We start from the raw sequence: 13818 nt of genomic DNA on the forward strand, positions 1-13818 counted from the left end.
GAGCACAAACGCAAATTTGTGCTCCCTTTGTTTTTACTATTGCAGGTGTATTTTATTATAGCACTGATATTTCCATGTCCAGATTGACCTGACTGTTAGCTTCAACCTGAATAGAGTTGAGCAATAGACCGTTAATTATACTTGTGACATTAACAGTCCCGTTGAAGGTAACTTCTCCGCTTGAGTCTTCTTCGTAGGATGCAACATGAATCTCATATTCACCTTCTTCAAGAAAAGACAATTGATAATTACCATGACCATCTACTTTTGCACTGGTTTTAGCATTTGCGAATAATACCATACTGTCCCCTTGGCCATTTGTTTCGGTGTTCATATCGAATGTTCCTTTTTCGTAGGCATATACAACCAATTTATCGTCGCTGGAAGAATTGTTGCTGATCGTTCCCTCGATTTCACCACAATTATCTTCTTCAACAATGCGCAGTGAATTGATCAATTCAGCAGTTGTAACAAACTTGTAATCACTTTCTGAATCAGTGTCTTCATCGCGAACAATTGCTTTTCGCAAATCAAAGTCAATTACCAAGTTGGTCACACCATTCGCTTCAACGGCAAAAGGCTTGTTGAAGGTTACTTCGGTCGTTGAACTCGATGAAGCTTCCAACGAATGTTTATTGTTGTCGTCAGTTAAGACATAACAGCCGGGTGAGTCGCCATTTTCGTCTGATTGGTTGTTGAGAACAACGGTGACACTTGAGTAGTTCCCTGCTTCAACCATTTCATTAGCCAGCAATTTAGCATTCCCATTTTGATAGGCTGACACTTCGATTGTTTGTTTGGCAAACCCTTCAACTTTTTGTCCGTTAACATGGACTTCAGAAACCGTTACAAAGGTTCCTTGAATATTGGCATCATCAGAAGGGGCATCCGTTAATTTCACACTGAGTTCGCCCTGTTGTTCTTCAATTTCATTATCCTCAGAACATTGGATCATTACCAATGCAAAAATTAATAAAATTGAGATTTTAGATTTCATCATTTTTGAAATTTTTAACATTACAATTAGATTTTACGTTAATTACTTTCTTCTTCTTCTCGTTTTTTCTAACAGTATCCATCCACTCATGTTTAATTTTTTTTATATGGACTTTACTTCGCTCGAAAATTGCAAACGAAGTGCCAAAACACTGGTGTTTCGTTTAGTTTTTGAGTATTAGGAGCATAGGTTAATTGGAGCCTTCCCGTTATTCTCATGATGAATAAGATTTTATCAGAATGAGACAAAAAGGTCTTAAATGGATAGGGGAGTGTTGTATCTGGCAATCAGCTATTCCCAAAGAAAGCCGGGTTTCGGATAAAAAAAAGGGAAACTAAAATAGTCTCCCTTCATCATTAATGTTGTAAGATTTTACAATTTATTGTGCGATCCGTCGCAAAATGGCGGGTTGTCCGTTTGTTTGCATCGGCACCAAAATACGGTCTGTTCTTTTTCAATTTTAACTTTTTTTGGGGTGAATTCACTTCCTTGATGTGAACCATCGCAAAATGGTTGGTTGCTACTTTTGCCGCAGGCACACCAGTAATAGGTGCCTGGTTTCATCTCCATCATGATCGGACTTTTTTCTGCAATTTTTCCTTTTGCCATAATTTAAAGGTTTTTGTATTCAACTTGTCAGTACGGATTTCAACTTTGAAAATCGAATTTCAAGTTATCATTTTTCAATACGATAGGCAACAACCTGATTGTTAAAAAATGTAGGCACCAACAATAAATTAAGATCATTAGCAAAAAAGATATCGGCTGTGTTAATTTCCTCTTTTGTAGAATCCCACATTTTGGTCATCTGCCCGTCTTCGAGATAAAAAATACGCCCTGCCCAATTTGAGAAAACAAAGTTGTCATCATTATCCTTGTCAAGTCCATCAATTCCCTGACAATCGGATTGGACCTCTTTTAATTCTTTTGTTTTGACATCAGCAACATGTATTTTGTCCGATCCAATGTATAATTTCCCCATTTCGGTGTAGAGACCATTTATTCCTTTAAAATCTTCGCTTTCAAGCCAAACCGTAAACTTACCATCCGACAGTGCATGAATTTTATTTGTTCTGCTGTCGGTAACAAAAATTGTCCCGTTACTGCAGGCAGCAACATCATTCAAAAAAATTGAGCCGGGAGCCGGATAGCGGTTGATAATTTTTGCTTGGTCAATGTCAATTTCAACTAATTCATCAACGTCAGAAACGTAGAGTTTTCCATCAAAAATTGCCATCCCTTTTGGGGCACTCAGTCCGGAAACCCAATTCATGTTTTTCACTGATCCGTCGGCGTTTAGCTGCGTAATAAACCCATTTCCATCTTTCTCCGATGGATTATCGTTGATGTTGGCTACAAAAATCACATCGTGATCGGGACTATAATAGACCGACTCGGGTGTTTTCATGGTAGGGCCTGTTCGCCAAACTTCAACCAGTTTTTGTCCGAAGCTGTGTGACGAAATAACTAAAATAAAAATGGTGAAAAATGTTTTTGCTAGCTTCATTTCCTTTATTTTTAGGTTTTCAATATAAAATCTAAAACAACAGAATTACCAGATAGTTTGAATTTAAATTGATCATTATGAGAGCACTTCTTCTGATTACTCTATTGATTTCCGTTTTATTGATTTCTTGTGAGAAAGATACGAATGAAACCTTACTTTATGTTGGAACATACACCGACGCAGGGAGTGAGGGAATTTATTGTTATCAGTTTGATGAACGGACTGGGGATCTTAGCTTAAAATCGATTACTGAAAATAAAGAGAATCCTTCTTTTTTAGCGATAAGTCCGGATAAAAAATATTTATATGCCGTATCGGAAGTGAAAGAGAGTCCGGGGATTGATAGTGGCTCTGTTACTTCATATCGGATTTCGGCTTCAGGAGAACTGAATAAAATAAACCAAAAGCCGACTAAAGGCTATCACCCGTGCCATGTAGCTGTGTCGCCAGACGGCCATTTTGTGGTGGCATCAAATTATTCCAGTGGAAGTTTAAGTTTATTTGAGGTTAATGATGATGGTAGCTTAACCGATTGTTTTCAGCAGATCCAGCATGCTGGTAGTGGCCCCGATTCCGCCAGACAAAAAGCACCGCACGCTCATTCCGCTCAGTTTGGTTTTTCGGGCGAAGTGTTGGTGTCAGCAGATTTGGGAACAGATAAAGTTGAATTTTATCGGTTCAATCAGGCAGCCAATAAGTTTGAGGAAGCCGAACAATCTGTTCTAAACATGTCTCCGGGAGCCGGACCTCGGCATTTTGATTTTTCGCCCGATGGAAAGTTTATCTATGTCATGAATGAGATGCACTCCACTGTTTCTGTTTTAAAGAAAACAGGGGATACTTTCGATCCGATTCAGACTCTATCTAGTTTGCCCACGGATTTTGTCGGCTCTAACTCAGGAGCTGATATCCATGTGAGTGCTGACGGGCGATTTATTTATAGCTCAAACCGGGGGCATAATTCAATTGCCGTGTTTGAGCGAGATGATAATGGGATGTTAACGTTAGTTGAAACAGAACCGGTAGTTGGAGATTGGCCTCGCAATTTTACAATTTCTCCCGACGGAAACTACCTGTTGGTGGCCAATAAAAAAAGTAACAATGTTACGCTGTTTGACATTGACGTGGAATCAGGGATGTTAGCTTATACCGGAAAAAGTATAGAAGTCCCGCGTCCGGTTTGTCTTGAATTTTTGGTTCGTTGAGGCTGATCGGACTTTTTTATTTAGGACGAATAATTAATTTCAGGTATACATTAGTCATTTATTAACAAAAAAGCGTTAACTTTTTGATTCACTTTTTGTTTTGAAGTTAAACGTTAAAGCTTTCTTGTTATGATTCGTCTTCTTGTTAATTCTTCAATTTTAGTTATTTTTTTAGGGCTTTCATCGGTTAGTTGTTCGATGGGAAATGGTCAACACGATGAAAAGCAACGTGTAAAGGCGGCTGAAAATTATCAAAATTATTGTGCTGGTTGCCATGGTAATAATCTGGAAAAGTTTGAAGAGAAGGAGTGGATGTTTGGAGATGATAATTCCAGTTTAGTGACCAGTATAACATACGGGCGAGACGAAATGGGAATGCCTGCTTTTGAAGCTACATTTTCTGACGAAGAGATTATAGCGCTTGCTGAGTATGTAAAAGAAGGTGTGCCGGAAGATAAGGAAGCATTGAAGCCCGCTTTGTCGGCAAATGCTACGGTTCAATCAGAGGTTCAGAATTTTATTGTCGATACGGTTGTTTCGGGCTTGGGTATTCCTTGGGGACTGGAATTTTTACCCAATGGAGATTTGTTAATTGCTGAACGTTCTGCAAAGTTGTATCGCTTTTCCAAAAATGAGTTACAGGAGATATCCGGCTTGCCCGAAATTATGGTAAAAGGACAGGGCGGTTTGCTCGATTTAGAATTACACCCTGATTATGAAAGCAATGGATGGTTGTATTTTTCGTATTCCGGATATGCTGATGACAATAAAAACAAAGGCTGCACCAATGTGATGCGAGCGAAACTTGACGGTAACCAACTGGTTGATCAACAAGTTATATTTAATGGTTTTCCTGATACAAACAAAGGCCAGCACTGGGGATGTAAGCTTGAGTTCGATCGGGAGGGGTACTTATTCTTTGGCGTTGGAGACCGTGGAAATCGCGACGAAAATCCTCAGAGTTTGACAAATACCTGTGGGAAAATTCATCGGGTGCATGATGATGGTTCAATTCCGGCAGACAATCCGTTTTTGGATACGCCTAATGCTGTTCCGAGCATATACTCGTATGGACATCGTAATCCGCAGGGAACTTGCATGAACCCCGAGACTGGCGAAATATGGGAAACCGAACATGGTCCGCGTGGTGGAGATGAACTAAACCTAATCAAGCCCGGGGTGAATTATGGTTGGCCGGTCATTTCATACGGAATAAATTACAATGGTACAACTTTCACCGAACTAACCGAGAAGGAGGGGATGGCTCAGCCTGTTACTTATTGGGTTCCATCGATAGCTCCATGCGGAACAACCTTTGTTAAAGGAGATCGGTATAAAAACTGGAAGAATAATATTTTAGTTGGGTCACTCCGGTTTATGTATTTAGAGCGGATTGTTTTGGAAGGCGAACAAGTGACTCATCAGGAAAAATTGTTAGAAAATATTGGTCGGGTTCGGAATGTTGAAATGAGTCCTGATGGATATATCTATGTAGCCATTGAAAATCCGGGCAAAATCCTGCGGTTGATTCCGGTAGAATAATTGTAGTCAACAAAAGTTTAGGCAAAAAAAACTCCCCGGAGATAAGGGGAGTTTTGAGCATATAAAAGAGCGACACGTTAAAGCATTTTGTCGCTTTTATATTCAAAGTCGTATGATTCGTTGTGCTGACTAATGTCCAATCCAACTTTTTCACCTTGAGGCGAAACACGTAATGGAACAATCATATCCGTAATTTTATACATTAACAAAGAACCTCCAAATGTGAAAATACCTACAATTAACAAGGCTAGCAAGTGATAAAGGAAAGTGGTGAATTCTCCGTAAATTAGCCCAACTTCCTGAGCAAAAACGGCTGTAAGAAGCATTCCAACAATACCACCCATTCCGTGAGCCGGGAATACATCGAGGGTATCATCCAGCCTTGTTTTTGAGCGAAGTTCAATTGCGTAGTTACTAACAAGAGCAGCAACAACACCAATGAAGATACTAGAACCGACATTTACAAAACCAGCAGCAGGGGTAATGGCAACCAGACCTACAACTAAGCCAATTGAAGCTCCCATACCAGTTGGTTTTTTACCTTTGACCATATCGTAAAACAAGTAGGCTAACATAGCAGCTGCCGAAGCAGTATTTGTATTCATTAGTGCAAGTGCTGCAGTTGAGTTGGCTCCAAGTGCTGATCCGGCATTAAAACCAAACCATCCAAACCAAAGCATACCTGCTCCCAGCAATACAAATGGAATATTAGCCGGACGTACTTCCTGACCAAAGTCTTTTCGTTTCCCCAGAAACATGGCACCTGCCAAGGCTGCAAAACCAGCAGACATGTGTACAACAGTACCTCCTGCAAAGTCAAGTACTCCCCAGTTTCTCAGGAAACCGTTCGGATGCCATGTCCAGTGGGCTAATGGTGCGTAAATAAACAGCGAGAAAAGTACCATAAATAGCATGTAGGAACGAAACCGCACCCTACCTGCAAATGATCCGGTAATTAATGCCGGAGTGATAATGGCAAATTTAAGCTGAAACATCGCAAACAGCGCTAATGGGAATGTTGGCGCCAGATCTGGATCAGTGTGTCCTGTTACTCCTTTAAACATGAAGAAAGTCCAGGGATTACCAAACAAACCATATCCGTCGGGGCCAATACTGTCGCCAAATGCAATACTAAAACCACAAATTACCCAAATTACACTAATTACACCCATGGCAATAAAACTTTGCAACATGGTTGATAAAATGTTTTTGGAGTGAATCATTCCCCCGTAGAAGAATGCAAGACCAGGGGTCATTAATAAAACCAATGCTGTTGCAGTAAGCATCCAGGCAGTATCTCCTGTGCTGATGTTCGGGTCATTCAGTCCACCAAAACCACTTGGGAAAAATACTCCCACTACTGCCGCAACAACCAATAATAATAGAATAAAAAGCCAACTTAGATTAGCGTTCTTCATAATGTCAAATTATTTTAAGTTTACCTACAATGTCTACATATTGTCAATTAGAATTTCTTCAGCCGTATCAAATTGACACTAATTTGGGTGTAAAAGTAGAAAATCAAAGAATAATTCAAAAATATTTATTCAATTTGATAAAAAATGTCACTGAGAGCCTCGTCTAATTTAACATTTAGGAAATGTTTAACTGATCATTTATTTCGAACCCAGTTAGTTAGGAGTGAATCGAAAATATGACTTTCGTTTGCATATTGAAAGATAAGTTTTTGTTTATTTATCTATCTGCTAAAATTTATTTAATTTTAGACGCATAAATTTAAGGCTGAAGTTAAATTATATGACACTAAGAAACAATTTGGACCAGATAGACTTACACATTCTGGACATTATTACTAAAAATGCACGTGTTCCTTTTAAGGACGTTGCTTCCGAAGTTGGCGTATCTCGAGCTGCTGTTCACCAACGCGTAAATCGGATGATTGAGATGAATGTAATTACCGGATCAGGGTATCATATTGATCCCAAGAAGGTTGATTATAAGACATGTACCTATGTTGGCGTTTTTCTTGAAAAAGGTGGGTTTTACGAAGATGTTGCCAACCAATTAAAAGAAATTCCAGAAATTGTCGAATGTCATTACACTACAGGGCAATATGCTATTTTTGTGAAAGTGTATGCACGTGATAATGAACATTTGAAGGAAGTTTTAAGCGACAAAGTCCAACGAATTGGCGGAATTTCGAGTACCGAAACGTTCATTTCGTTGGAGGAAACCTTTAAACGTCAGGTGCCCATTCATGAATGATGAAGACGTTGTCTGACGGCTTCGTAAATTAATAGTCCGGCGGCTACCGAAACATTAAGCGATTCAATTTTACCAAGAATAGGAATTTGAACTTGCTCATCGGCTAAGTTCAATAATTGCATTTCAATCCCTTTTTCTTCCGAGCCCATGATGATGGCTGTGGGCCCCGAAAGGTTGGCCTGGGTATAGTTGAATGAAGATTTTTCGGTAGCTGCCGCGATTTTTAGCCCCGATTCTTTCAGATAAATAATGCTTTCCTTTAGATTTTTAGTTCGACAGATTGGTAGCAGATGCAACGCTCCAGCCGAAGTTTTTACCGCATCGGCGTTAATTCTGGCAGCTCCCTTCTCGGGAATCACGATTGCGTCAACCCCCGCACATTCTGCCGTGCGTACGATCGCTCCAAAATTTCGAACATCGGTTACCTGATCCAATACCAAAATTAACGGGTTTTTGCCAGCTTCGAATACCGATGGAAGAAAGTTTTCCAACTCATAAAAAGTAACCGGTGAAATAAAGGCCAGTACTCCCTGGTGATTTTTTCGGGTAATGCGGTTGATTTTCTCCATCGGCACATACTGAAACGGAACCTGGAATTCCCTGATCTTGTCAAACAGCTCTTTAAACAATTCGCCGCCCAAGCCTTTTTTGATCAGTATTTTATCAACTTCTTTTCCTGAGTCGATGGCTTCAATAACGGCACGGATGCCAAAAATAAAGTCGTCAGTATTTTTCTGTGGTTTTGCTTTATACATGTTACCAGGTTTTTTGTTCTTTCAATGTTTCGTATTCCAGTTGGTTGTTTTCCCATGCTGTCATAACTTCTTCAAGTTTGGCTTTTAGTTGATCATACTCTTCAAAGATGCTATGATCTTCCAGCGAATCAGGATTTGCCATTCTCTTGTCGTAATCTTCAATCTTATTTTCCAGATTTGTAATTTCCTGCTCTGCTTGCGCTATTTGCTTTTCCAACCGACTAATGTTTTTATTTATTTCCTTGCGCTCGTTGTAGCTGAATTTGCTTTCTTCCTGCTGCGGTTTTTCTTTTTTTTCAGAATTGGAATTAACTTGACTTTTGCGCTCCAATTCTTTCATCGATTCCATCTTCTTGCGACGGAGGAATTCGTAAATACCACCAAGGTGTTGTTTGACTTTACGGTCTTTAAACTCATAAACACAATTGACCAGCCCATCCAAAAACTCACGATCGTGCGATACAACTAAAACAGTTCCTTCGTAACTAGCCAAAGCTTGTTTCAAAATCTCCTTCGAACGCATATCCAGGTGGTTGGTCGGTTCATCCATCACCAAAAAGTTCACAGGCTCCAGCATCAGCCGGATCATCGCCAGCCGTGAGCGCTCGCCTCCCGACAGCACTTTTACTTTTTTCTCAACATCTTCGCCCGAGAACATAAAAGCCCCAAGGATATCCCTGATTTTAGTTCGAACATCGCCAACAGCTATTTCGTCGATTGTTTCCAATACCGATAAATTCTCATTTAATCGTTGAGCCTGATCCTGAGCAAAATAGCCGATTTTTACATTATGTCCGATCTTCAAGTTACCCTGGTAGTCGAGTTCATTCATAATAACGCGAGCCAAAGTTGTTTTTCCTTCGCCGTTTTTACCAACAAAAGCAATTTTGTCACCGCGCTCAATCATTAAATGAATGTCGTCGAGAACTAATAAGTCGCCATATCTTTTTGTCAAGTGTTTGCAATCGGCAACAATTGTTCCAGAGCGTTCCGGTGGTTGAAAACGGATGTTGAGTCGCGAGTTATCTTCTTCATCAATTTCAATTCGGTCCAGTTTTTCAAGCATTTTCGAGCGCGATTGCACCTGAACAGCCTTTGTTGCCTTGTACCGAAATCGCTCAATAAATTTCTCGGTATCTTCAATTAGCTTTTGCTGGTTTTTATAAGCAGCCAGCTGGGTTTCCTTGTGTTCTTGCCTAAGCTCCAGGTATTTGGTGTAGTTGGCCTTGTAATCGTATATTCTTCCCAGCGAAATCTCAATGGTTCGGTTGGTTACCGCATCCAGAAATGCACGGTCGTGCGAAACTAAAACAACTGCACCGGCATAGCTTTTTAGAAAATCTTCCAGCCACTGGATCGATTCAATATCCAGATGGTTGGTCGGCTCATCGAGTAAAAAGACATCTGGTTTTTTTAGCAATATTTTTGCCAACTCAATACGCATGCGCCATCCACCACTAAATTCGCTTGTTTGCCGAGTGAAATCACTTCGTTTGAATCCAAGACCGGTTAATGTCTGTTCAATTTCTGCTTCAAAATTTGCCCCACCAACCATATGGTGATGATCATTCAACTCAGTAACCTTGGTAATCAATCCCATGTATTCGTCCGACTCGTAATCTTTGCGAGTAGCAATTTGGTGATTGATGTGTTCAATTTCATTTTTGATTTGCAGGATCTCATCGAAAGCCTTTTTCGCTTCCTCAAAAACGGTATGTTTATTCGAAACATTCATATGCTGAGGTAAGTAGCCAACGCGAATATCTTTTGGAACAACGACTGATCCTTCAGACGGCGACTGCTGTCCGGCAATGATTTTAAGTAAGGTTGATTTCCCCGCTCCGTTTTTCCCCGCCAAGCCAATCCGGTCTTTAGGGGTTACCAAAAACGAAATCTTCTTTAAAAGTTCAAATCCTCCAAAACTTACGACTAACTGATCAACTGAAATCATAACACATTAAAAATTGAAGTGCAAAGATAGAAGAATCCATTAGAAAATAGAGAGAAGCTTAAGTTGTAAGAGTGTGGGATTAATTAATCATTTCATTTACAATTTAAGAGATTGACAGCTGCTCGTTCATCTATTTTCCTATTTTTGCACCAAAATAGAAATGTATGGGACGAAGCCGCCGAAAAAAGCCTTTTTATGAGCAAGTTACAATAACCGATATTGGTGCCGAAGGAAAAGCCATTGCACGTGTTAACGACATGGTTGTGTTTACGACACATGCTATTCCTGGAGATGTTGTGGATTTGCAGGTGACCAAAAAACGGAAAAAGTATCAGGAAGCCCGTGTGGTTAAAGTACATGAAAAGTCGGCCGATAGGGTAGAAGCTTTTTGTAATTACTTTGGAGTGTGCGGCGGCTGTAAATGGCAATTTTTACCCTACGAAAAGCAATTGTATTATAAGCAACAGCAAGTTGTTGATCAGTTGAAAAGATTGGGGAAAATTGAGTTGCCTGAAGTGAGTCCGATTCTGGGCTCTGAAAAAAACACTTTTTATCGTAATAAACTTGAATTTAGTTTCTCAAACAAACGCTGGTTGACTGTTGAAGAGATTGACTCTGAAGAAGAGCCGGCAACGATGAATGCGCTGGGATTTCATATTCCACGCATGTTTGATAAGATCATCGATATTGAAAAGTGCTGGCTTCAGCCCGATCCCTCCAACCCGATCCGGAATTTCATTCGCTCTTACGCGATTGAAAACAAGCTGGAGTTTTTTGATATTCGAAGTCAGGAAGGTTTTTTACGGAATATGATTATCCGGACGGCTTCAACCGGAGAGACCATGTTGATATTGGCTTTTTACCAGGAAGACGTTGAAAAACGGGAAGGATTGCTAAATGCAATTGATGCTGAATTTCCGGAACTGACTTCGCTGATGTACGTGATAAATAGCAAAGGAAACGACACGATAACCGATCAGGAGGTGATTGCTTACAAAGGACCGGATCATATCTATGAGGAAATGGAAGGATTACGGTTTAAAATTGGGCCCAAAAGTTTTTACCAAACCAATTCGGCTCAAGCTTATGAGTTGTACAAAGTGGCTCGCGAATTTGCTGACTTGTCTGGCAGCGAAGTGGTTTACGATTTATACACCGGAACCGGAACAATTGCCAATTTCGTAGCCCGAAAAGCTCAAAAAGTAGTTGGCGTTGAGTACGTCCCTGAGGCAATTGAAGATGCTAAAATCAATTCAGAAATAAACGGCATTGAAAATACCAGCTTTTTTGCAGGTGATATGAAAGATGTCTTGAACGATGAATTTATTTCAACCCACGGTATGCCGGACGTGATTATTACTGATCCTCCTCGAGCGGGCATGCATGAAGATGTAGTGAAGACCATTTTGAATGTTGCTCCTGGGAAGGTGGTCTATGTTAGTTGTAATCCGGCATCGCAGGCACGCGATTTGGCTATGATGGATGAAAAGTACCGGGTAACTAAAGTTCAGGCAGTGGATATGTTTCCGCATACCCACCATGTTGAGAATGTGGTTTTGTTGGAGCGGAAATAAGCTAAACTTTTCAATTGTTCCGCTTGTTTAAAAGCACAAAAACAAATGTTATGCTGATAGTTATTTCGCCCGCAAAGTCGTTGGACTTTGAAACAAAGCCGGCTACTGAAAAATACTCTCAACCTTCTTTTCTAAAAGAATCGCGCCAGATTCATAAAGAGCTGAAAAAACTTTCACCCAAAGAGTTGTCTGAGTTGATGAGCATTTCGGATAAGCTGGGTGAACTGAACTTTGAGCGCAACCGGAAATGGAAGACTCCGTTTACTCGCGAAAATGCAAAGCAAGCGGTGTTGGCTTTTACCGGAGATGTATATCAAGGGATGGAGGCAGATAGTTTCACAGAAAAGGACTTTGAAGTCGCTCAGGAAAAAATCAGAATATTGTCGGGGCTTTATGGCGTATTGAAACCCTTGGATCTGATTCAGCCTTACCGGTTGGAAATGGGATCTAAATTTGGAATTGATGGCGGAAATAACCTGTACGATTTTTGGCAGGAAAAGGTCACAAAGGCAATCAGCAAGGAACTGAAAGCGACAGGAGGTCCATTGATCAATTTGGCTTCAAATGAATATTTTAAAGCGGTCGATACGAAAAAGATCGGTTCTGAGATTATTACCCCGGCTTTTAAAGACCTGAAAAACGGGAAATATAAAATGATCTCGTTTTATGCGAAAAAGGCGCGTGGTTTAATGTGCCGGTTTATCGTTCAAAATCGGATTACAAATCCAGAGGATTTAAAGGCTTTTGATTTGGACGGGTATTATTTCAATAATGACCTTTCGAAAGAAAAAGAGTGGGTTTTTACGCGCGACCACTAAGGGAGTTGCTGGTATTGGGTTTCCAGTTGCAAGTTTCAGGCTCTTCGAATATCGTGCGTTCGTGCAGTTTCCCGAATTAATAACAGTACTCTGCTGCTAAATAAGATTTGATGTAATCGTCAATAGCATCTTCTAACTTCGTGAACGGTCTGTTGTAACCGGTTTTTCTCAATTTCTCAATTTTAGCACAGGTGTAATATTGATAATTGTCGCGGATATCCTCAGGTGTGTCAATAAAACTGATGTCTTCTTTCATGTCCATGGCTTTGAAAACAGCTTTGGCCAAATCGACGTAAGTTCTGGCAGTTCCTGTTCCCACGTTGTAAATTCCCGAATGTTTGCGGGTTTTCATAAAATGCAACATCACATCAGCTACGTCGTCTACATAGATAAAATCGCGTGCTTGTTCACCATCTTTATATGCCGGACGGTGGGAGCGAAATAAAGTCATTTTTTGTGTTTCGGAAACACGGTTAAATGCCTGGTAAATAACAGAAGCCATTCTCCCTTTGTGATATTCGTTTGGGCCAAAAACATTAAAGAATTTTAACCCAGCCCAGAAATACGGCTTTTTTTCTTGTGCTAGAGCCCAAAGATCAAAATCGTGTTTCGATTGTGCATAGCAATTTAACGGTTTGAATTGATCAACAAGCTGATGATCATCGTCAAATCCAAATTCGCCGTCGCCATAAGTTGAAGCCGACGAGGCATAAATCAACGGTAATCCAAATTGCACACAGCTTTTCCAAATACGTTTCGAATAGTCGAAATTGAGTTGCTTGTATATTTCTGGTTCTTGTCCGATGGTATCGGTTCTTGCACCAAGGTGGATGATGCATTGAACAAATTGGTGATTGTCATTGAGCCATTCGAAAAAGTTATCGCGATCAAGTAGCTGATTGTACGTTTTCGAAATGTAGTTCGATATTTTTAAGGGGTCATTGAATTTGTCAACAAGGATTAAATCCTGAAATCCTTCCTGATTAAGCTTTCCCACCATATAACTTCCAATGAATCCTGCAGCACCTGTAACAACGATCATATAAGTAAGATTTAACTACCTAAGTAGGTTTTTAGTTTACTGAGTTTGCAACTCAAACTTAAAAAATGTTAAAATTATTGTGTCGCCTACCAATATATTTTAAATTTTCTGCCACAAAAATATTATTTCTTCTCGTTTTGAGAAGATTAACGGCAAAAATAAAGTAATCAAAAGAGCTTATTATTGATAATTTCTTCTGAT

12 protein-coding genes are annotated in these 13818 nt (G+C 40.0%); 5 read left to right on the plus strand and 7 right to left on the minus strand.

What is annotated here, in order from left to right; all coding sequences use genetic code 11:
- Nucleotides 1-55 precede the first annotated feature (55 nt).
- The 3 genes from ACTB00_RS01930 to ACTB00_RS01940 all read right to left on the minus strand — a co-directional run bounded on the left by ACTB00_RS01930 (nt 56) and on the right by ACTB00_RS01940 (nt 2504).
- Complete coding sequence (locus ACTB00_RS01930; protein WP_463298264.1) at nt 56-1000, minus strand: DUF4382 domain-containing protein; 945 nt, start codon at nt 998-1000, stop codon at nt 56-58.
- Nucleotides 1001-1369: 369 nt separating this feature from the next.
- Nucleotides 1370-1606, minus strand: coding sequence for a CDGSH iron-sulfur domain-containing protein (locus ACTB00_RS01935; RefSeq protein ID WP_463298265.1), 237 nt, complete (start codon nt 1604-1606; stop codon nt 1370-1372).
- Between the two features lie 67 nt (nt 1607-1673).
- Complete coding sequence (locus ACTB00_RS01940) at nt 1674-2504, minus strand: NHL repeat-containing protein (RefSeq protein ID WP_463298266.1); 831 nt, start codon at nt 2502-2504, stop codon at nt 1674-1676.
- A gap of 77 nt (nt 2505-2581) precedes the next feature.
- On the opposite strand from ACTB00_RS01940, the gene ACTB00_RS01945 reads away from it, so the two are divergent.
- Entirely contained in the window at nt 2582-3709 is a 1128-nt protein-coding gene (locus tag ACTB00_RS01945) for a lactonase family protein (protein WP_463298267.1), read from the plus strand.
- A 129-nt stretch (nt 3710-3838) separates the two neighbouring features.
- Nucleotides 3839-5251 carry a PQQ-dependent sugar dehydrogenase gene (locus tag ACTB00_RS01950; protein WP_463298268.1) on the plus strand — a complete coding sequence of 471 codons (1413 nt, stop codon included), beginning with the start codon at nt 3839-3841 and terminating at the stop codon, nt 5249-5251.
- A 77-nt stretch (nt 5252-5328) separates the two neighbouring features.
- On the opposite strand, the gene ACTB00_RS01955 is transcribed toward ACTB00_RS01950, so the two are convergent.
- Nucleotides 5329-6669 carry an ammonium transporter gene (locus tag ACTB00_RS01955; RefSeq protein ID WP_463298269.1) on the minus strand — a complete coding sequence of 447 codons (1341 nt, stop codon included), beginning with the start codon at nt 6667-6669 and terminating at the stop codon, nt 5329-5331.
- A 340-nt stretch (nt 6670-7009) separates the two neighbouring features.
- Here ACTB00_RS01955 and ACTB00_RS01960 point away from each other — a divergent pair, with 340 nt between their 5' ends.
- Nucleotides 7010-7477: an Lrp/AsnC family transcriptional regulator gene (locus tag ACTB00_RS01960; RefSeq protein WP_463298270.1), complete on the plus strand. Its 468-nt coding sequence runs from the start codon at nt 7010-7012 to the stop codon at nt 7475-7477.
- Here ACTB00_RS01960 and rlmB read toward each other — a convergent pair.
- Both rlmB and ACTB00_RS01970 read right to left on the minus strand, forming a co-directional pair.
- A complete protein-coding gene (gene rlmB, locus ACTB00_RS01965) occupies nt 7468-8232 on the minus strand; it encodes a 23S rRNA (guanosine(2251)-2'-O)-methyltransferase RlmB (protein ID WP_463298271.1) in 765 nt (254 codons plus the stop codon). The genes ACTB00_RS01960 and rlmB overlap by 10 nt on opposite strands.
- Before the next feature lies 1 nt (nt 8233).
- Nucleotides 8234-10183, minus strand: a complete 1950-nt coding sequence (locus ACTB00_RS01970) for an ABC-F family ATP-binding cassette domain-containing protein (protein ID WP_463298272.1) — start codon at nt 10181-10183, stop codon at nt 8234-8236.
- Nucleotides 10184-10347: 164 nt separating this feature from the next.
- Here ACTB00_RS01970 and rlmD point away from each other — a divergent pair, with 164 nt between their 5' ends.
- Both rlmD and yaaA read left to right on the plus strand, forming a co-directional pair.
- Entirely contained in the window at nt 10348-11757 is a 1410-nt protein-coding gene (gene rlmD, locus ACTB00_RS01975; RefSeq protein ID WP_463298273.1) for a 23S rRNA (uracil(1939)-C(5))-methyltransferase RlmD, read from the plus strand.
- Nucleotides 11758-11807: 50 nt separating this feature from the next.
- Nucleotides 11808-12575, plus strand: a complete 768-nt coding sequence (gene yaaA, locus ACTB00_RS01980; RefSeq protein ID WP_463298274.1) for a peroxide stress protein YaaA — start codon at nt 11808-11810, stop codon at nt 12573-12575.
- A 76-nt stretch (nt 12576-12651) separates the two neighbouring features.
- Here yaaA and rfaD read toward each other — a convergent pair whose 3' ends face one another.
- The gene (gene rfaD / locus ACTB00_RS01985) at nt 12652-13617 is read right to left on the minus strand and encodes an ADP-glyceromanno-heptose 6-epimerase (protein WP_463298275.1); all 966 of its coding nucleotides are present in this window, start codon (nt 13615-13617) and stop codon (nt 12652-12654) included.
- Between the last annotated feature and the right edge of the window lie 201 nt (nt 13618-13818).

Source organism: Sunxiuqinia sp. (assembly GCF_055140945.1).